We start from the raw sequence: 17673 nt of genomic DNA on the forward strand, positions 1-17673 counted from the left end.
CTCATGCCGTGCCGGGGGCCGTCGCCTCGCCCAGCTCGGTGGAGATCCGGCCCAGCTGGTCGAGCCGCTGCTCCAGGCTGGGGTGGGTGGCGAAGATCCGGCTCAGGCCGGGCTCGGCACCGAAGGCCGGAGTGAAGTAGAAGGCGTTGAAGGCCTGAGCCGTGCGCAGGTCCCTGGCCGGGATGCGTGCGATGTCGCCGGTGACCTTGGTGAGGGCCGCCGCCAGGGCCGAGGGACGGCCGGTGAGCAGCGCCGCGGCCCGGTCCGCCGCCAGCTCCCGGTACCGGGACAGGGCCCTGATCAGCAGGAAGCTGAGCGCGTACACGGCGGCCGAGACACCCATCACCACGGCCAGGACGGCCATCGTGTTCTGGTCCCGGCGCCCGCCGAAGAGCTGGGAGTAGAAGGCGAACCGCACGATCAGCCCGGCGATCACGCCGAGGAACGACGCCACCGTGATCACCGCGACGTCCTTGTGCGCCACGTGCGACAGCTCGTGCGCGAGCACGCCCTCCAGCTCCGCGGGCTCCAGCCGCCGCAGCAGCCCGGTGGTGACGCACACCACCGCGTTGTCCGGATTGCGGCCGGTCGCGAACGCGTTCGGCATCTCCATCTCCGACACCGCGACCACCGGCTTCGGCATGTCGGCCATCGCCGCCAGCCGGTCCACCACCCCGTGCAGCTCCGGATACTCGTCCCGTTCCACGACCCGGCCGCGCATCGCGAACAGCGCGATCCGGTCGGAGAACCAGTACTGCGCCCCGAAGACCAGCGCGACGATCACCACGACCAGCACCCAGGACTTCAGCAGGGCGATCAGCGCGGCGACGAAGCCGACGTACAGCACACCGAGCAGGAAGAGGGTGACCCCCATGCGCACGGTCAGCCGCCGGTCACTCCGGAAGCGGCTCTGCATCTGCACCACCTCGCAGTCGGGCACTCGTCCCGATGTCCAGTGTGCACCCGCGGGCCGACGCTAGTCGGTGCCGGCCGACAGCCGCCGGGTGATCCGGTCGAACAGTTCCTTCAGCGGCTCGCCCACGTCCCGGCCGAACCCGGTCAGTCCGTAGGTGACCCGGGGCGGGGTCGTCGGTTCGACCTCCCGCCAGACCAGTCCGTCCTCGACCAGCACACGCAGGGTCTGGGCGAGCATCTTCTCGCTGATGCCCCGGATGCTGTCGCGCAGCTCGAAGAACCGCAGGTCGTTGCGGCGCAGGGAGATCAGCACCCAGACACCCCACCTGCTGGTCACATGGTCGACCGTGTCGCGCGCCAGGCAGTCGGTGTGAAACACGTCATAGCGCTCACCGGACTCGACACGTCTGTGCTGCAGGCCTTCCGTCATGTCATGAGCTTACCCAGAGGTATGCCCTTACCAAAAGTGAGCCGGTGCTCCTAGCGTGCGGACGCACACAGGACGACGTCCGACAAGGAGCTGACCATGATCGTGGTGACCGGAGCGACCGGGAACATCGGCCGACCGCTGACGAGGGCGCTGGCGGAGGCGGGCGAGCAGGTGACGGCGGTGTCACGGCACCCGGCTCAGGTGCCGCACGGGGCCCGCCACGTGGTGGGCGACCTCGCCGAGCCGGCCGGCCTGCGGCCCGTGCTGGCCGGGGCGAAGTCGCTGTTCCTGCTGCTCTCCGGCGACCTGCACGCCACCGGGGCCAACCCCGCCGACCTCGTCGGCGAGGCCGTGGAGAGCGGGGTCCGCCGCATCGTCCTGCTGTCCACGCTCGGCGTGGTGACCAGGCCGTTCGGAACGACGCGGATCGCGATGCGCGCCCTGGAGGACAGGGTGCGGGAATCGGGCCTGGAGTGGACCGTCCTGCGGCCGGGCGGGTTCGCGTCCAACGCCCTGTGGTGGGCCGGGTCCGTCCGCACGCGGCGGGTCGTCGCCGCACCCTTCGGCGACGTCGGCGTGCCGGTGATCGACCCGGCGGACATCGCGGCGGTGGCGGCGGCCTGCCTGCTGGAGGACCGGCACGACGGCGCCGCGTACGAACTGACCGGGCCCGAGGTGATCACTCCGCGGGGGCAGACGGAGGCCATCGCCGCCGCACTGGGCACACCCGTGGCGTTCCGGGAGCAGACCCGGGAGGAGGCCAGGGCCGCGATGGCCCGCAGCATGCCGGCGGAGCTCGCCGACGACACCCTGGACATCCTGGGCTCCCCGAGCCCGGCCGAGCTGCGCGTCAGCCCGGACGTCGAGCGCGTCCTCGGCCGCGCCCCGCGCCCCTTCGCCCACTGGGCCGCCCGCAACGTCGCCGCGTTCCGCTGACGAGGGGGACTGGGCGGCCCTGAGGGGGCCGTGCCCGAGGCGGGTGCTAGTAGGGCGCCCGGAAGTTGACGTAACCGAGCAGCACGATCACCGCGGCCACACAGCCGAGCACCACGGCGGTGGAGACCCACGACGACCGGCGCCCGGAGCCCACGTGGTCGGGGTCGGCACGGAAGGGGACCGGTCCGGGAGGGTTGTCCTTCCAGCGCGCGGCGAGCATCCGGGCCCGCGCCGAGGGCTCCTTGTACTCGGCGCCGTCCGCCCACCTCAGGTCGTACTCGCGCTCCTCGTCGTCCCGATCCGGCATCTCCGGCACGCTCCCCGTCCCCCTGAGTCGAACAACCGTCTTAGAGACATGATCCCGGCACGCCCGCACCCTGTGAAGTGTTTTCGGCCACGCACGACGGCGCCCCCGCCCTCCGGGAAGGTCCGGAAGAAGGGGGCGGGGGCGCCGGACGGATCGGGCACGGGCCCGGTCGGTCACACGTCGAAGTACATCTCGAACTCGTGCGGGTGCGGCCGCAGCTGCAGCGGCGCGATCTCGTTGGCGCGCTTGAAGTCGATCCACGTCTCGATCAGGTCCGGCGTGAACACGTCGCCCTGGAGCAGGAACTCGTGGTCGGCCTCCAGGCGGTCGAGGACCGCGCCCAGCGAGGTCGGGACCTGCGCCACGTTCGCGTGCTCCTCGGGAGCCAGCTCGTAGAGGTCCTTGTCGATCGGCTCGGCCGGCTCGATCTTGTTCTTGATGCCGTCCAGGCCCGCCAGCAGCAGGGCGGAGAAGGCCAGGTACGGGTTTCCGGAGGCGTCCGGGGCGCGGAACTCGACGCGCTTGGCCTTCGGGTTCGAGCCCGTGATCGGGATGCGCATCGCGGCCGAGCGGTTGCGCTGCGAGTACACCAGGTTCACCGGCGCCTCGAAGCCCGGCACCAGGCGGTGGTAGGAGTTCACCGTCGGGTTGGTGAAGGCCAGCAGGGACGGGGCGTGCTTGAGGATGCCGCCGATGTAGTAGCGGGCGGTGTCCGACAGGCCGGCGTAGCCCTGCTCGTCGTAGAAGAGCGGCTCGCCGCCGGTCCACAGCGACTGGTGGACGTGCATGCCCGAGCCGTTGTCGCCGAAGATCGGCTTCGGCATGAAGGTCGCCGTCTTGCCGTTGCGCCAGGCCACGTTCTTGACGATGTACTTGAACAGCATCAGGTCGTCGGCGGCGGCGAGCAGCGTGTTGAACTTGTAGTTGATCTCGGCCTGGCCGGCGGTGCCCACCTCGTGGTGCAGGCGCTCCAGCTGGAGACCGGACCGCTGCAGCTCCAGGGACATCTCGGCGCGCAGGTCGGCGAAGTGGTCGACCGGCGGGACCGGGAAGTAGCCGCCCTTGTAGCGGACCTTGTAACCGCGGTTGTCCTCCAGCGCACCGGTGTTCCAGGCGCCGGCCTCGGAGTCGATGTGGTAGAAGGACTCGTTCTCGGCGGTCTTGAAGCGCACCGAGTCGAAGACGTAGAACTCCGCCTCCGGGCCGAAGTACGCGGTGTCGGCGATGCCCGTGGAGGCCAGGTAGGCCTCGGCCTTCTTCGCCACGTTCCGCGGGTCGCGGGAGTACTGCTCGCCCGTGATCGGGTCGTGGATGAAGAAGTTGATGTTGAGCGTCTTGTCCCGGCGGAACGGGTCGACGCGCGCGGTGGACAGGTCGGGGCGCAGGGACATGTCCGACTCGTGGATGGCCTGGAAGCCGCGGATCGAGGATCCGTCGAAGGCCTGCTCGTCGTCGGGGTCGAACGCCTCGGCGGGCAACGTGAAGTGCTGCATGACGCCCGGCAGGTCGCAGAACCGGACATCGACGAACTTGACGTCCTCGTCCGCGATGAACTTCTTGACGTCGTCGGCGTTCTGGAACATCCAGCTCCTCCTACTCCCGACCGTCCCGCCGGGTTGGTAGATCGTTCGTGCGGCCAGTGCGGGTGGCACACGCTTCCTCGACCCTAGGGACGGGTGATTTCTCGGGCGTGACCCATTTGTTTCGCAGAAGTTAACCGGCTCCCCGTCCAGCCTAGGCCGGATCGGTGGCCCTCACACCCCACCGTCCCCGGTCCGTATACGCGCGCAGTACCGTGGTCGGGTGGACAACAGGCAAGCAATCGGCTCGTGGCTCTCCGGCCCCCGCGCGGCCGTCGAAGAGGCCGGCGCCGATCTCGGATACCGCGGCGAGCAGCTCGGTCTGCCCGAGGAGGGACCGGGCTCGATCGCCCGTCCCGGCAGGCGGCTCGGCGCGCTGGCCGTCGACTGGGCCCTGTGCTCCCTGATCGCATACGGCCTGATCACGGGCAGCTACGGGCAGACGGCGAGCAACTGGGCCCTGCTGATCTTCTTCGTGCTGAGCGTGCTGACCGTCGGCACGATCGGCTCCACCCCCGGCAAGCGCCTCTTCGGCCTGCGGGTCGTGGACGTCGCCACGGGCCGACCCAGCCCGCTGCGCGCCCTGCTGCGTTCGGTCCTGCTCTGCCTCGCCCTCCCGGCGCTGATCTGGGACCGCGACGGCCGGGGCCTGCACGACCGGCTGGCGCGCACCGTGGAAATCCGCGTCTGACTCGCACGCACACGACGACGCCGGTACGGCGAGGGGGGCGGCCCGGGTGGATCGGGCCGCCCCCCTCGCCGTACCGGCGTTCCGGAGTCCTGCGGGTCAGCGCTGCCTGGGGTTGCCGCCCCGGGGCATGCGCATGCCCTTCGGCATCGGGCCCTTGGGCAGCGGCATGTTGCTCATGAGGTCGCCCAGGGCACGCAGCCGGTCGTTGGTCACGGTGACCTGCGGGCCGCTCAGGACGCGGGGCAGCTTGAGCATGGTCGTGCGCAGCTTCTTCAGCTCGACCTGGCCCTCGCCGGTGCCCACGATCAGGTCGTGCACCGGGACGTCGGCGACGATGCGGTTCATCTTCTTCTTCTCCGCCGCGAGCAGGGACTTCACCCGGTTCGGGTTGCCCTCCGCGACCAGCACGATGCCGGCCTTGCCGACCGCGCGGTGCACCACGTCCTGGTTGCGGTTCATCGCCACCGCCGGGGTCGTGGTCCAGCCCCGGCCGATGTTGTCCAGTACGGCCGCCGCCGCGCCCGGCTGTCCCTCCATCTGGCCGAAGGCCGCCCGCTCGGCCCGGCGCCCGAAGACGATCGCCGTCGCGAGGAAGGCGAGCAGCACGCCCAGGATGCCGAGATAGATGGGGTGACCGATCAAGAAGCCGATCCCGAGGAGGACACCGAAGACGACGATGCCGACACCCGCGAGCACAAGACCGATCTTCTTGTCGGCCTTGCGGGTCATCTTGTAGGTCAGAGCGATCTGCTTCAGTCGCCCGGGGTTCGCAGCGTCCGCTGCGGGTTCCTTCCTCGCCATGGCACGAAGTCTACGTGCCCCCGAAAGCGCCGACGACGGCAGTGCCCGGCGGCGGGAGGGCGGGAGGGCCCGGAGCCGGGCTCAGGGGCGGCCGGCGACGGACTGCCGCAGCGCGCGCTCCGTCTCGATGCGGTCCTTGGCGCGGCGGCGGTCCTCGAGGACGGAGTTCCACGCGTTGCGCCGGGCGGTGCGCTGGCCGCCGCTCATCAGCAGCGACTCGACGGCCCGCAGGGCGGTGGCGAACGACGGGATGGCGGTGGCGCGGACGGTGGTGGCACGGACGGCGGTGGCGCGGACGGGCGCGGCCTGCATCGTGAAGGTCCCCCCTCGGTACGGCTCCGGGTACGGAGACGGGTGTACGCGGTGGTGTAGGTGATCGTGCACGTGCTGTGATTCCAGGGTCACTGATTGGTGTTACCAGGGCGTGACCCGCCGGTCAAACGCACATGAAGCCGCGTCGCCGGGCCGTGGAACGGGCGCGCGGCCCCGACCGGTGCCCTCATCAGCGAGGACGGTCGGGGCCGCGGCATCTCGGCCATTACTGGCGAGTAGTAACTTGTGCGGGAATTCACACGGTGGCGGACCGGCGCTGCTCCATGGCCATCCCGTAGAGCCGTCCCGCCCGGTACGAGGAGCGCACCAGCGGTCCCGACATCACGCCGGAGAAGCCGATCTGCTCGGCCTCCTCCTTGAGCTCCACGAACTCCTGCGGCTTGACCCAGCGCTCCACGGGGTGGTGGCGCACGGACGGGCGCAGGTACTGCGTGATGGTGATCAGCTCGCAGCCGGCCTCGTGCAGTTCCTTCAGCGCCTCGCTGATCTCCTCACGGGTCTCGCCCATGCCGAGGATCAGGTTCGACTTGGTGACCAGGCCGTAGTCGCGGGCGTCCGTGATGACCTTCAGGGAGCGCTCGTAGCGGAAGCCGGGGCGGATGCGCTTGAAGATCCGCGGGACCGTCTCGACGTTGTGCGCGAAGACCTCGGGGCGGGAGTCGAAGACCTCCCGGAGCAGCTCCGGGACCGCGTTGAAGTCGGGGGCCAGCAGCTCGACCTTGGTGCGGCCGTCGGCGCGCTGCGCGGTCTGCTGGTGGATCTGGCGCACCGTCTCCGCGTACAGCCAGGCGCCGCCGTCGGGGAGGTCGTCGCGGGCGACGCCGGTGATGGTGGCGTAGTTCAGGTCCATCGTGACCACGGACTCGCCGACGCGGCGCGGCTCGTCGCGGTCCAGCGCCTCGGGCTTGCCCGTGTCGATCTGGCAGAAGTCGCAGCGCCGGGTGCACTGGTCGCCGCCGATGAGGAAGGTCGCCTCGCGGTCCTCCCAGCACTCGTAGATGTTGGGACAGCCGGCTTCCTGGCAGACCGTGTGCAGGCCCTCGCCCTTCACGAGGTTCTGCATCCTGGTGTACTCGGGGCCCATTTTCGCCCGGGTCTTGATCCACTCGGGCTTGCGCTCGATGGGGGTCTGGCTGTTGCGGACCTCCAGGCGCAGCATCTTGCGTCCGTCGGGTGCGACTGCGGACACGACCGGCTCCCTAGCGATTGATTCTTCGGCGTTCTTAAGCGTACGCCCGTTGATTTGAATGCCCGGCGAGGGTGCTGGCCTCTGGGGGCTGCCGCCCCCAGGCCCCCGCATCGGCCCTGAACGGGCCGCGTCATCAAACGCCGGACGGGCTGGATTTATGCCCCCGGCGCCGGATTCATGCCGCCGGGGTCTTCTCGATCTCCCTCGGCTTCAGTTCCGCGTTCTCCAGGACGTCCCGCAGGTGGCGCTCCACCACCGGGAGGACCTCCTCGACGGTGATGTCACGGCCGAGCTCGTTCGCCAGGGAGGCCACCCCCGCGTCGCGGATGCCGCAGGGGATGATCTTGTCGAACCACTTGTTGTCGGGGTTCACGTTGAACGAGAAGCCGTGCATCGTGACGCCCTTGGCGACCCGGATACCGATGGCGGCGATCTTGCGGTCCTCGCGGCGCTGGCCCGCGTTGGACGGGGCGTACTCGGGGCCGTTGAGACGGGGGTCGAACTCCTCGTCCGTCAGGCGCGGGTCGAAGTCCAGGGACAGGCCGCCGAGCTTCGGGCGCTGCTCGAGCGGGTCGCCGAGGACCCAGACGCCGCTGCGGCCCTCGACCCGGGTGGTCTCCAGGCCGAACTCGGCGCAGGTGCGGATCAGGGCCTCCTCCAGGCGCCGGACGTGGGCCACCACGTCGACGGGGCGCGGCAGCTTCTGGATCGGGTAGCCCACCAGCTGGCCCGGTCCGTGCCAGGTGATCTTGCCGCCGCGGTCCACGTCGACGACCGGGGTGCCGTCGAGCGGCCGCTCGCTGTCCTCGGTGCGCCGGCCGGCGGTGTAGACCGGCGGGTGTTCGAGGAGCAGCACGGTGTCGGGAACCTCGTCGGCGAACCGCGCGGCGTGCACCCGGCGCTGTTCGTCCCACGCCTCCTGGTAGTCGACGCGTTCGGCACCGAACCCCATCCGGACGAAGCGCAGCTCACTCACGGCACGTGCCTCCCTGCAAGGTCGTAAGGCACGAAGCGTGCCCACGCCACTGTACGACCGTCCGTGCGTCGTCAGCCGGGCGGGCAATCCTCACACGATCGGATGAATGCCGGGTGAATTGTGCGATCGGGTGCTTACTCTCCGCTACATTCACGCCTTCACGAGGCCATAAGGGCTGCTCACAGGCGCTCCGGGCACTTCGAACGCCCGGAAGGCAGGAGACCGCACCGCACCATGACGGAACGACCCGCGCAGCGCACCGCCAACCGCCAGCTCGCCGCGCTCATCGCCGAAGCGGGGTTCTCGAACGCGGGTCTCGCGCGTCGCGTCGACCAGCTCGGGCTCGAACACGGCCTGGACCTTAGATATGACAAGACGTCCGTCACCCGGTGGCTGCGCGGCCAGCAGCCCCGCGGCACCACCCCGGCCCTGATCGCCGAGGTCTTCACCCGGCGCCTGGGCCGCCGCCTGACCGCCCAGGACCTCGGCCTGGACGCCTGCGCGCCCGTCTACGCGGGCCTGGAGTTCGCCGGGAGCCCGGAAGAGGCGGTCGACATCGTCGGCGGGCTGTGGCGCAAGGACTCCGGCAGCCATGCCGAGCTGCGGAAGATCGCCTTCACCCCGGCCGGGCTCGTCGTGCCCAGCCGGGACTGGCTGATCGGCCGCGCCGACGAGAAGGTGGCCCGCACCGAGGTGCCCGTCCGCATCCCCGCGCAGGGCCGCCCCGCGCCCCCGAGGCTCGCCGTCCCGCTCGACCCGTCCAGGCGCCGGACCCCGGCCGAACGCGGCCCGGGGCAGAAGGTCAGCGGCGGCGACCTCGCCGCCCTGCGCTCGGTCGGCGAGCTGTTCCGCAGCCTCGACGACCGGTACGGCGGCGGACACGCCCGCCAGGCCCTCGTGCGCTACCTGGAGCACGAGCTGGAGCCGATGCTGCGCGGCACCTACGGCGAGCAGACCGGCCGGCGCCTCTTCGCCGCCGCCGCCGACCTGACCCGGCTCGCCGGCTGGACGTCGTACGACATCGCCGCCCACGGACTCGCCCAGCGCTACTTCGTGCAGGCCCTGCGGCTGTCACAGGCGGCGGCGGACCGGGCGTACGGCTCGTACGTGCTGGTCACTATGAGCCGGCAGGCCGTCTACCTGGGACACGGGCGGGAGGCCGTGCAGCTCACGCGGGTGGCGCAGCAGGGGGTCGGCAGCTCGGCGCCGCCGGTCGTGCAGACGCTGCTGCACGCCGCCGAGGCACGGGCGCACGCCGTCCTCGGGGAGGTGCGGGCCTGCACCGCGGCCCTGGTGCGCGCCGAGCGGGCGCTGGAGGCCGCCCGGCCGGGCGACGAGGTGCCCCACTGGGCGCGCTTCTTCGACGAGGCGCAGCTCGCCGACGAGTTCGGGCACTGCCACCGCGACCTGCAGCAGTTCCGCGCCGCCGCCCAGCACGCGGAGCGCTCGCTGCAACTGCGCGCCCCCGTCTACGCCCGCAGCCGGCTGTTCAGCCGGGTCGTCCTCGCCACCGCACGTCTCGGCCTCGGCGAACTCGACCAGGCCTGCCAGCTGGCCGCGGAGGCGGCGGGGCAGGCGGCCGAGATGCGCTCGGTGCGCGCCACGGAGTACGTCCGCGACTTCGAACGCCGTCTGGAGCCGTACCGGGACGCGGCCCCCGTCCGGGGGTACCGGGACAAGGTGGCGGCCCTCGGGTAGACGAGAGGCCGACGCGTGCCGCCCCGGCGGCGACGGCCCGGGACGGCGCCGGCCCACCGAGGCCCCACCGCCGGTTCGAGCACCGCGCACCTGCGGGCGGTGGACCCGGGCCCCGTGCCGGTCGGGATGGCGTGGCCTTCCGGGGTCCGTCCGGACCGGTGTCACGCCGCCCGGGCCGGGCCCACGGACTCCGCCGAGTGCATCGGGCGGTCCAGGCCCAGGTCCGACAGGATCGCCGCCGAGGCGCGGTGGCCCGAGTGGAGCGCGCCCTGGACGGTGCTGGTGTCGCGGTGGTCGCCGCACACGTACAGCCCGGCCAGCAGCCGTACCGGCCTGCGCGGGTCGTGCGGCGGGCGCATCGCGGGCACCGCCTCGGGCGTGTGGTGCACGGCGAGGGTCTCCCAGCGGTCGGTCGGGGTGCCGTAGAGGCGGGAGAGATGGATGCGTACGGCGGTGTCGAGGTCGGGCGGGGGAGGGCCGAGGACCGTCGACGAGACCAGGGTGCGGCCGGCGGGCGCGCGGGACGGGTCCACTCGGCTGATCTGCGCCGTGTGGGCGACCGGGCCGCCGCGGTCGGCGTCGAGCAGCAGGGACGCACCGGTCGTCGGCGGTTCGTCGGTGGTGTGGTGGACCACCGTCACCGGGTGGAAGTCCGGCACCCGCAGGCCCGGCAGCAGATCGGCCGCCGCACGGGCGTCGGTCGCCACCAGGACGGCCCGGCAGCGGATGACGCCGTGCTCCGCGGTGGTCACGGCGTTGGTCGCCACCGAGGTGACGCGCACCCCGGTGTGCACGGTGCCCGGCGGCAGCGACCGCGCCATGTGCTCCGGCAGGGCCTCCGCGCCGCCCTCCGGCAGCGCCAGCCGCCCGCCGGCGAAGGCGCGCAGCGCGAGGTCCGCGCACCGGCTGGAGGTCGTGAGGTCCGGGTCGTACAGCAGGGCGGCGAGCAGCGGACGCAGGAAACCGTCGATCGTGCGGGCCGGCAGTCCGCGGGCGGCCAGCGCCCGGGCGGCGGGCAGTTCCGGGCGGGTCAGCAGCCGCTCGGCCGGGGTGTGCGCCAGCCGGGCCAGCGCGGCACCGAGCCGGGCCTGGTCCACCGCGGTGCCGAGCGGGGCGCCGGCGCGGGTGCGGGGCGCCGTGGCGGGACTGCCGGGTGCGGCCCCGGCTGTGTGGATCGTGCGCCGGGGCACGGAGATCGAGCGGGGGGCGCTCGCGAGGGCGCGTACCGCATGGAGTGCGCCCCGCGCGCTCCGTACGCCCGCCGGGGCGCCCGCGCGGTGGTGCCGGCCCTCGCTGTGCAGCAGGACGCCGGGGGCGAAGGGCAGCAGCGCGAGGCCGTCGAGCCCGGGGGTGCGGCGCAGTTCGGGATACGCCGTGGACAGCAGCTGTCCGATTCTGTCGAGCCGGAAACCGTCGACCTTCTCGGTGCTCATCCGGCCGCCCACCGTATGGGCGGCCTCCAGGACCGTGGTCGTCACTCCTGCGCTGGTCAGCCGTTCCGCCGCGGCGAGTCCGGCGATCCCGGCCCCCACGACGACGACGTCCGCCTGGTACGCGGGCTCAAGCACGTGCCCCTCCTCGAGGTTGCGCGGCCGCTGGGAACGTCATGCCCCCAACAGGCTTGAGGAATACCCGAGTTCGAGACGAGGTTAGGGTCAGGAACGGTCAGGGGGAGTCGCACGGAGGCGGTACACGGTCGCACACCGGTCGCATGCGGGGCCGATACGGCCGCCGTTCGGTCGGCACTCGGTTGCCAATCGGTCGGCGACCGGTCGCCGTTCGGCCGTCGTCCAGGCGCCAGGGGCGGTGTACGACACGCGTACGCCTACAGCGCCGCCCGGATCGCCCCGTCGATCTCCGGGAACGCGAAGCGGAAGCCCGAGTCCAGCAGGCGCGCGGGAAGGACCCTGGCGCTGCCGAGCACGTCGCCCGCCATCTCGCCGAGCGCCGCCCGCAGTACCGGCGCCGGCACCGCGAACGGCGCCGGGCGGTGCAGCACCCGCCCCATGGCCACCGTCACCTCACGGTTCGTCACCGGCTGAGGGGCGGTCAGGTTGAACGGGCCGGACAGGTCGTCCCGGTCCATCAGGTGCCGGATCGCCGCCACCTCGTCGTGCAGCGCCACGAAGGACCAGTACTGCGACCCGTCGCCCAGCCGCCCGCCGAGCCCCGCCCGGAAGAGCGGGAACAGCCGCCCCCAGGCGCCGCCCCCGCGCGCCACGACCAGCCCGGTCCGGGTGAACACCGTCCGCACGCCCGCCTCCCGCGCCGGGGCCGCCGCGGCCTCCCACTCCACGCACAGGCCCGGCAGGAAGCCCTCCCCGGCGGGCGCGTCCTCGTCCACGGGCCGGTCGCCCGTCTCGCCGTAGAAGCCGATCGCGCTGCCGTTCACGAAGACGCGCGGCCGCCGCTCCAGCGAGGCGACGGCCTCCGCGAGCGCCGTCGTGCCGTGCACCCTGCTGCTGCGGATGCGCGTCTTGTACGCGTCGGTCCAGCGGCGGTCGCCCACCCCGGCCCCGGCCAGATTGACCACCGCGTCGCAGCCCTCCAGCCCGGCCGCGTCCACCCGCCCGTTCTCCGGGTCCCAGCGGACCTCGTCCGGGCCCCCGGGCGCGCGCCGCACCAGGCGCACCACCTCGTGCCCGTCCGCGGTCAGGGACCGCGCCAGCGCGCCGCCGATGAGACCGGAGGCGCCGGCCACCGCGATGCGGGAACGTCCCGTGCCCAGGCGTCCGTCGTTCACGCGTCCGTCGTTCATGGCCCCATCCTGCCGGGCGGCCCGGAGAAAACCACGGAACGCTCCCCCTCACCGCGTCGTACAGTGACCGTCATGCCAGCCCCGCACATACGCAACGCCAGGTCCGAGGACGAGCAGCCGCTGCGCCGGATCGACCTCGAGACCTGGTCCTACCTGCACGCCGTCTCGCCCCCGCCGGGACCGGACGACCCCTTCTTCCGCGACACCTGCGGGCCCGAGGCCCACCTGGTCGCCGAACTCGACGGCGCCGTCGTCGGCTACGTCCGCCTCGGCCTCCCCACCCCGCTGGCCTCCAACGCCCACGTCCGCCAGATCCGCGGCCTCGCCGTCGCCGACGCGGCCCGCGGCCACGGCGTGGGGCGGGCCCTGGTCCGGGCCGCCGTCGAAGAGGCCCGGCAGGGGGGCTTCCGCCGGATCACCCTGCGGGTCCTCGGCCACAACACGGCCGCCCGGAAGCTCTACGAGTCGGAGGGCTTCGTCGTCGAGGGCGTGCAGCCCGAGGAGTTCCACCTCGACGGCCGGTACGTCGACGACGTCCTGATGGGACAGATGCTCACCGGCCGGCACGGCCAGGGCGGCCCGGGCGGGGCTGCGCTCACGACGTGACCGGCTCGCCCGTGTCCACCGCCCGCGTGGCGTTCGCCGCGTCGCGCGCCTCCGGCGCCACCTCGGCCGCCGTCAGCACGTAGCCGGTCTCGGCGTCGGAGGTGGAACGGGCGAACACCACGCCGTACACCCGGCCGTCGGTGGTCAGCAGGGGGCCGCCCGAGTTGCCCGGGCGGACCGTGGAACGGACCGAGTAGATCTCCCGGGTGACGCTCTCGTCGTTGTAGATGTTCTGACCGGTGGCGCGGATCCGGTTCGCCACCGTCGCCGCCCGCAGGTCCAGCGCGCCGTCCTGCGGATAGCCCGCGACCACCGCCGCGTCGCCCCGCGCGGCGTCCTCGTCGAACCGCAGCACCGGCGCCCTCAGGCCGGGGACGTACAGCACGGCCACGTCCTTGTCCGGGTCGAACAGCACCACCCGCGCCTCGTGCGCCGGGCCCACCCCGCCGACCCGCACGGTCGGGTCGTCGATGCCGGCCACCACGTGGGCGTTGGTCATCACGTGCTCCGGCGCGTACACGAAGCCGCTGCCCTCCCGGCCCTGGGTGCCGGCCACGCCCTCCACCTTCACCGTGCTGAGCTTGGCCGCCCGGGTGGCCGCGGGCGTGACGCTGTCGCCGGACGGCTCGGCGACCTCGGCGGCCGAGTCGTTCTCGAACGGGTTGAAGACCTGTGGGAACCCGGCGTCCGACAGCGCCGACGTCGCCCGCGAGAACCAGGCCGGTGTGGTGTCCGGCATCACCCGCTGGACCCCGCCCAGCACACTCGATTCCCGGATCGCCGAGGTGAGCAGCGAGGACGAGGAGGCCGCCAGCACGCTCGCCGCCACCCACGCCACGATCAGCGCCGCCGCCGCGTTCGCCACCGCCCCGCCGATCCCGTCGGCCACCCGGAGCGGACCGGCGTCCAGCTCCCGGCGCAGCCGCAGCGCGAGACGCCCCGCCAGTTCGTGGCCCACCATCGCCGGCAGCAGCACCGTCACCACCGCGACCACCGTCGCCGCCGTCGAGCCCCGCGCCACCAGGTCCATCACCCACGGCAGGATCCACACGCCGATCACCGCACCGCCCACGAAGCCGGCCAGCGACACACAGCCGGCCACCAGCCCGCGCCGGTACCCGGACGCCGCGTAGGCCAGCACCACCAGCAGCAGCACAATGTCGAGCAGGTCCACGCGAACCGCCTTTCTGCCGGACCCGGGACCCTCAGTACGTGCCGTACCGGGCCGATGATCAGCCTGAGGCGCACGGCTGTCCGAAAACGGCTACCCCGTGCGAGCGAACGTGTGCGGTCAACCGTGGAACGCCGTGCACCGGGACGATGGTTCCACCGGGTGGCACACCACACATCGCGGACAGAGCGGATCCGCCGGACAGTAGGACCATGCGAGTCTTCCGAGGACCGCGCCGGGCCCGGGAGCGCCGTACCTCCGGCATACCCGGCGCCGCCCGCACGCCGGTCGCGGCGCGGGCGCTGCTCGGCGCACTGCCCGGCCTGGCCGCCGTCGCCGCGCTCTTCCTGTGCGCGAACGGAGTGGAACGGGCGGCCGACGAACAGACCGCCCGCGCCGCCCCGGCCGCCGCCGACCGGTATGCCGCGCCCCGGCCCGACATCGTGCCCCGGTCGGTCTGGCTGGGCGACGCCGCCCGCGCCCAGCCCGCCCCGCGCTACGACGACAAGGTCGTCGCCGTCTTCATCCACCACACGGACACGCCGAACGGCTACGACTGCGCCGACGTGCCGGCCATCCTGCGCGGGGTGTACCAGGGGCAGACGGGCGCCCGGGACTGGGACGACATCGGCTACAACTTCGTCGTCGACCGCTGCGGCACCGTCTACGAGGGGCGGGCCGGCGGGATCGACCGTCCCGTCACCGGCGCCCACACCCAGGGCTTCAACCACCGCACCACCGGCATCGCCGCCCTCGGCACCTACACCGAGGGCGTGCCCGTCCCCGATGCGCTGACCGACGCGATCGCCGCCGTGGCCGCCTGGAAACTGGGCGAGAGCGGCACCGACCCGCGGGGGAAGGTCGCCCTCGTCTCCAGCAACGGCCTCAGCCGGTTCGCCGCGGGCGCCACCGCCACGCTGCCCGCCGTCGCGGGCCACGACGACGGCTACGCGACCAGCTGCCCGGGCGCGGCCCTCACCGCACGCCTCGGCGACATCAGGGACACGGCGGCCCGTCTCCAGGGCCGCGCCTGACCGCTCCCGTCGTCTCAGCCCGGGCCGAACCTCGCCCACAGGCGGGGCAGGCGCTCGGCGAGGGCGCGGTCGTTCTCCAGGTCGATCGGCGCACCCAGCGGCTCGGCGGGCGCGGGCGCGATGCCCAGGTCGGGAGCGACGGAGCCGGTGAGCTGCTCGTAGGCCTCGTCGGCCGCGTATCCCAGCTCCTCGCCGTCGCCGTCGAGCTCGTCGTCGAAGTCGTCCAGCAGCTCGGCGAGCGAGTCGGGATCGTGCACGGCGCCCTCGTAGACCTCGCGGCCCTGGCCGATCAGCCAGCAGCGGAAGAAGTCGAACGCGTCGTCGCTCGCCCCGCCGAGGAGCACCCACGCGGCGGCCCACAGGTCCCAGGCGCAGGCGCGGTTGTAGCGGGCCTCGAAGTGGCGGGCGAAGTCGAGCACCAGGTCCGGGTCCATGCCGAGCAGCCGCTCCACGAGCAGGTCGGCCTGGTCCTCGGGATCACCGTCAGCGCGCCGGCGCGCGTCGTCGATCAGCTCCCAGAACTCCGTCTCGTCCATCACGGGTCCAGCATCTGCCTTGAGCGCGAGCGGCGCACGCGGAGTACGGCGGATCGTTATGCGCGGGTGCCTCCGGCGGTGGGGCGGGGTGCCTGCGGCGCGTTTGCTTCCGGCGGTGGCGCGGGCTGCCTGCGGCGCCTGTGCGGGTGCCTTCGGCGGTGGGGGTGCGGGGTGCCTGCGGCGCCTGTGCGGGTTCGGTGGGGGTGCGGGTAGCGCTTTGGGTGCGTTGTGGGTCGGGGTCGGGCCGGGGGGTGTCCGTCCTCGGAACGGCGCGGAATCGGTCACTTACAGAGGCGCGGGGCGTTGACGCGCCAACCGCTGCGGGCGGACACCCCCCGACCCGCCCCCTCCTCGCCGTACGCGGCTGCCGGCCGCCGTCGTCGTAGCTGCGGGCAGTCGTGCCGCTGGGGCGGCACGGGTGGGCGCAGCGGCACCCCGCAACGCCGGGCCGCGTCACCCACCCCGGCCCGCACCCACGCCGGGCACCCCGCAACGCCGGGCCGCGTCACCCACCCCCGCACCCGCGCCGGGCACCCCGCGGGCGCCGGGCCGCGCGACCGGCCCCGCGCCACACCCACGCCGGGTGACCGGGCAACCCCGGGGCCGGTGGGCCCACCCCGCACCCACGCCGGGTGCCACGCCCACGCCGGGCCGCAGCACCCCGTCGGCTCACCTCCCGTACAACTCCGCCAACCGCCCCGCATCCCGAGCGAAGCGCCCCCGCAGGGACGCCGGTGCCAGCACCTCCACCTCCGGCCCCAGCCCGCGGAGCTGCTCGTGCGCGACCTCCTCCGACTCCACCGGCAGCGTCACCGTCACCCAGCCGTCCGCGTCCGGCGCCCCCGCGGCCTCCAGCGCCACCCGCGCGGACAGCGCCTCGACGGCGTACGGCAGCCTGCGTACGCCGTCGGCGGACAGCCGCACCACGACCTCCGCCCGCAGGATCGACCGCGCGAACTGCTCGGCCCGCTCCGCCCAGAACGCGGGCAGGTCGAAGTCCCCGTCCCGGTCGAAGCGCTCCTCGCCCGCCTCCACCGCCGTGAAGCGGTCGATGCGGTACACGCGGAACGCACCGTCACCCGCCGCCCGCGCGACCCTCGCGCACAGGTACCAGACCCCGGCCTTCAGCACGAGGCCGTACGGCTCCAGCTCCCGGACGACCTCCTCCTCCCCGCGCCGGTAACGCGCCGCGACGCGCCGGTCGTCCCAGACCGCGTCCGCCACCGCGGGCAGCAGCTCGGGCGTCTCGGGCTCGCGGAACCAGTTCGGCGCGTCCAGATGGAACCGCTGCGCCGCCGTACGGGAGGCGTCCCGCAGGGAGGGGAGCAGGGCCGCCGACACCTTCAGGCGGGCCGCCGAGGCCGCGTCCTCCAGGCCCATCTCGCGCAGCGCCCCGGGGACCCCGGACAGGAACAGCGCCTCCGCCTCGCCCCGCGCCAGACCGGTCAGGCGGGTGCGGTAGCCGCCGATCAGGCGGTATCCGCCGGCCCGGCCGCGCTCCGCGTACACCGGCACGCCCGCCTCCGACAGGGCCTGCGCGTCCCGCGTGACGGTTCGCTCCGACACCTCCAGCTCCCGGGCCAGCTCGGCGGCGGTCATGGCCGGGCGGGACTGGAGGAGCAGCACCATCTTGATCAGTCGGGCAGCGCGCATCCCCACATGATGCCGGAGGGCGCGGAAGGCCCCCGCCTCGGTGGCGGGGGCCTCCTCTC

18 protein-coding genes are annotated in these 17673 nt (G+C 73.2%); 5 read left to right on the plus strand and 13 right to left on the minus strand.

Annotated features, from left to right (window positions below; genetic code table 11):
• Position 1: 1 nt before the first annotated feature.
• Together htpX and NI25_RS28285 are read right to left on the minus strand one after the other, a co-directional pair.
• On the minus strand, positions 2 to 916 hold the full coding sequence (gene htpX / locus NI25_RS28280) for a zinc metalloprotease HtpX (RefSeq protein ID WP_061447132.1): 915 nt from the start codon (positions 914 to 916) through the stop codon (positions 2 to 4).
• 60 nt (positions 917 to 976) lie between these two features.
• Positions 977 to 1345 (minus strand): winged helix-turn-helix transcriptional regulator, encoded by a 369-nt coding sequence (locus tag NI25_RS28285; RefSeq protein ID WP_061445152.1) that lies wholly within the window; start codon positions 1343 to 1345, stop codon positions 977 to 979.
• 96 nt (positions 1346 to 1441) lie between these two features.
• On the opposite strand from NI25_RS28285, the gene NI25_RS28290 reads away from it, so the two are divergent.
• A complete protein-coding gene (locus NI25_RS28290; RefSeq protein WP_061445153.1) occupies positions 1442 to 2281 on the plus strand; it encodes an SDR family oxidoreductase in 840 nt (279 codons plus the stop codon).
• A 46-nt stretch (positions 2282 to 2327) separates the two neighbouring features.
• On the opposite strand, the gene NI25_RS28295 is transcribed toward NI25_RS28290, so the two are convergent.
• Positions 2328 to 2588, minus strand: coding sequence for a hypothetical protein (locus NI25_RS28295; RefSeq protein WP_199561040.1), 261 nt, complete (start codon positions 2586 to 2588; stop codon positions 2328 to 2330).
• Between the two features lie 173 nt (positions 2589 to 2761).
• Positions 2762 to 4171, minus strand: a complete 1410-nt coding sequence (glnA, locus tag NI25_RS28300; RefSeq protein WP_007388370.1) for a type I glutamate--ammonia ligase — start codon at positions 4169 to 4171, stop codon at positions 2762 to 2764.
• A 220-nt stretch (positions 4172 to 4391) separates the two neighbouring features.
• Here glnA and NI25_RS28305 point away from each other — a divergent pair, with 220 nt between their 5' ends.
• Entirely contained in the window at positions 4392 to 4859 is a 468-nt protein-coding gene (locus tag NI25_RS28305) for an RDD family protein (protein ID WP_061445155.1), read from the plus strand.
• 96 nt (positions 4860 to 4955) lie between these two features.
• Here the strand turns inward: NI25_RS28305 and NI25_RS28310 are convergent, their stop codons facing one another.
• From NI25_RS28310 to lipB, 4 genes are all read right to left on the minus strand, one after another.
• Entirely contained in the window at positions 4956 to 5660 is a 705-nt protein-coding gene (locus NI25_RS28310; RefSeq protein ID WP_061445156.1) for a DUF4191 domain-containing protein, read from the minus strand.
• An 81-nt stretch (positions 5661 to 5741) separates the two neighbouring features.
• Positions 5742 to 5972: a hypothetical protein gene (locus NI25_RS28315; RefSeq protein ID WP_061445157.1), complete on the minus strand. Its 231-nt coding sequence runs from the start codon at positions 5970 to 5972 to the stop codon at positions 5742 to 5744.
• A gap of 256 nt (positions 5973 to 6228) precedes the next feature.
• Positions 6229 to 7182: a lipoyl synthase gene (gene lipA, locus NI25_RS28320; RefSeq protein WP_061445158.1), complete on the minus strand. Its 954-nt coding sequence runs from the start codon at positions 7180 to 7182 to the stop codon at positions 6229 to 6231.
• Positions 7183 to 7357: 175 nt separating this feature from the next.
• Positions 7358 to 8158 carry a lipoyl(octanoyl) transferase LipB gene (gene lipB, locus NI25_RS28325; RefSeq protein ID WP_061445159.1) on the minus strand — a complete coding sequence of 267 codons (801 nt, stop codon included), beginning with the start codon at positions 8156 to 8158 and terminating at the stop codon, positions 7358 to 7360.
• Between the two features lie 234 nt (positions 8159 to 8392).
• Between lipB and NI25_RS28330 the strand changes: the two genes are divergently transcribed.
• Positions 8393 to 9856 carry a hypothetical protein gene (locus tag NI25_RS28330; RefSeq protein ID WP_061445160.1) on the plus strand — a complete coding sequence of 488 codons (1464 nt, stop codon included), beginning with the start codon at positions 8393 to 8395 and terminating at the stop codon, positions 9854 to 9856.
• 161 nt (positions 9857 to 10017) lie between these two features.
• Here NI25_RS28330 and NI25_RS28335 read toward each other — a convergent pair whose 3' ends face one another.
• Both NI25_RS28335 and NI25_RS28340 read right to left on the minus strand, forming a co-directional pair.
• Complete coding sequence (locus tag NI25_RS28335; RefSeq protein ID WP_061445161.1) at positions 10018 to 11424, minus strand: NAD(P)/FAD-dependent oxidoreductase; 1407 nt, start codon at positions 11422 to 11424, stop codon at positions 10018 to 10020.
• A 257-nt stretch (positions 11425 to 11681) separates the two neighbouring features.
• Positions 11682 to 12614 carry a TIGR01777 family oxidoreductase gene (locus tag NI25_RS28340; RefSeq protein ID WP_061445162.1) on the minus strand — a complete coding sequence of 311 codons (933 nt, stop codon included), beginning with the start codon at positions 12612 to 12614 and terminating at the stop codon, positions 11682 to 11684.
• 72 nt (positions 12615 to 12686) lie between these two features.
• Between NI25_RS28340 and NI25_RS28345 the strand changes: the two genes are divergently transcribed.
• Positions 12687 to 13220 (plus strand): GNAT family N-acetyltransferase, encoded by a 534-nt coding sequence (locus NI25_RS28345; protein ID WP_061447133.1) that lies wholly within the window; start codon positions 12687 to 12689, stop codon positions 13218 to 13220.
• Here NI25_RS28345 and NI25_RS28350 read toward each other — a convergent pair.
• A complete protein-coding gene (locus tag NI25_RS28350) occupies positions 13210 to 14394 on the minus strand; it encodes a MarP family serine protease (RefSeq protein WP_061445163.1) in 1185 nt (394 codons plus the stop codon). The genes NI25_RS28345 and NI25_RS28350 overlap by 11 nt on opposite strands.
• A gap of 146 nt (positions 14395 to 14540) precedes the next feature.
• Here NI25_RS28350 and NI25_RS28355 point away from each other — a divergent pair, with 146 nt between their 5' ends.
• Entirely contained in the window at positions 14541 to 15425 is an 885-nt protein-coding gene (locus tag NI25_RS28355; protein ID WP_061445164.1) for a peptidoglycan recognition protein, read from the plus strand.
• Positions 15426 to 15439: 14 nt separating this feature from the next.
• Here NI25_RS28355 and NI25_RS39810 read toward each other — a convergent pair whose 3' ends face one another.
• Positions 15440 to 15961 (minus strand): DUF4240 domain-containing protein, encoded by a 522-nt coding sequence (locus tag NI25_RS39810; RefSeq protein WP_061445165.1) that lies wholly within the window; start codon positions 15959 to 15961, stop codon positions 15440 to 15442.
• Between the two features lie 669 nt (positions 15962 to 16630).
• On the minus strand, positions 16631 to 17614 hold the full coding sequence (locus NI25_RS28365; RefSeq protein ID WP_061445166.1) for a helix-turn-helix transcriptional regulator: 984 nt from the start codon (positions 17612 to 17614) through the stop codon (positions 16631 to 16633).
• Positions 17615 to 17673: the final 59 nt, after the last annotated feature.

This window comes from Streptomyces sp. CCM_MD2014 (genome assembly GCF_000772045.1).
In the GTDB taxonomy this organism is placed as follows: domain Bacteria; phylum Actinomycetota; class Actinomycetes; order Streptomycetales; family Streptomycetaceae; genus Streptomyces; species Streptomyces salinarius.

Excerpts from the sequence above, each read along its gene's own strand:
- htpX (WP_061447132.1), bottom strand. The coding sequence starts at position 916 with ATGCAGAGCCGCTTCCGGAGTGACCGGCGGCTGACCGTGCGCATGGGG.
- NI25_RS28285 (WP_061445152.1), bottom strand. The coding sequence starts at position 1,345 with ATGACGGAAGGCCTGCAGCACAGACGTGTCGAGTCCGGTGAGCGCTAT.
- NI25_RS28290 (WP_061445153.1), top strand. The coding sequence starts at position 1,442 with ATGATCGTGGTGACCGGAGCGACCGGGAACATCGGCCGACCGCTGACG.
- NI25_RS28295 (WP_199561040.1), bottom strand. The coding sequence starts at position 2,588 with ATGCCGGATCGGGACGACGAGGAGCGCGAGTACGACCTGAGGTGGGCG.
- glnA (WP_007388370.1), bottom strand. The coding sequence starts at position 4,171 with ATGTTCCAGAACGCCGACGACGTCAAGAAGTTCATCGCGGACGAGGAC.
- NI25_RS28310 (WP_061445156.1), bottom strand. The coding sequence starts at position 5,660 with ATGGCGAGGAAGGAACCCGCAGCGGACGCTGCGAACCCCGGGCGACTG.
- NI25_RS28315 (WP_061445157.1), bottom strand. The coding sequence starts at position 5,972 with ATGCAGGCCGCGCCCGTCCGCGCCACCGCCGTCCGTGCCACCACCGTC.
- NI25_RS28330 (WP_061445160.1), top strand. The coding sequence starts at position 8,393 with ATGACGGAACGACCCGCGCAGCGCACCGCCAACCGCCAGCTCGCCGCG.
- NI25_RS28340 (WP_061445162.1), bottom strand. The coding sequence starts at position 12,614 with ATGAACGACGGACGCGTGAACGACGGACGCCTGGGCACGGGACGTTCC.
- NI25_RS28345 (WP_061447133.1), top strand. The coding sequence starts at position 12,687 with ATGCCAGCCCCGCACATACGCAACGCCAGGTCCGAGGACGAGCAGCCG.
- NI25_RS28355 (WP_061445164.1), top strand. The coding sequence starts at position 14,541 with ATGGTTCCACCGGGTGGCACACCACACATCGCGGACAGAGCGGATCCG.
- NI25_RS39810 (WP_061445165.1), bottom strand. The coding sequence starts at position 15,961 with ATGGACGAGACGGAGTTCTGGGAGCTGATCGACGACGCGCGCCGGCGC.
- NI25_RS28365 (WP_061445166.1), bottom strand. The coding sequence starts at position 17,614 with ATGCGCGCTGCCCGACTGATCAAGATGGTGCTGCTCCTCCAGTCCCGC.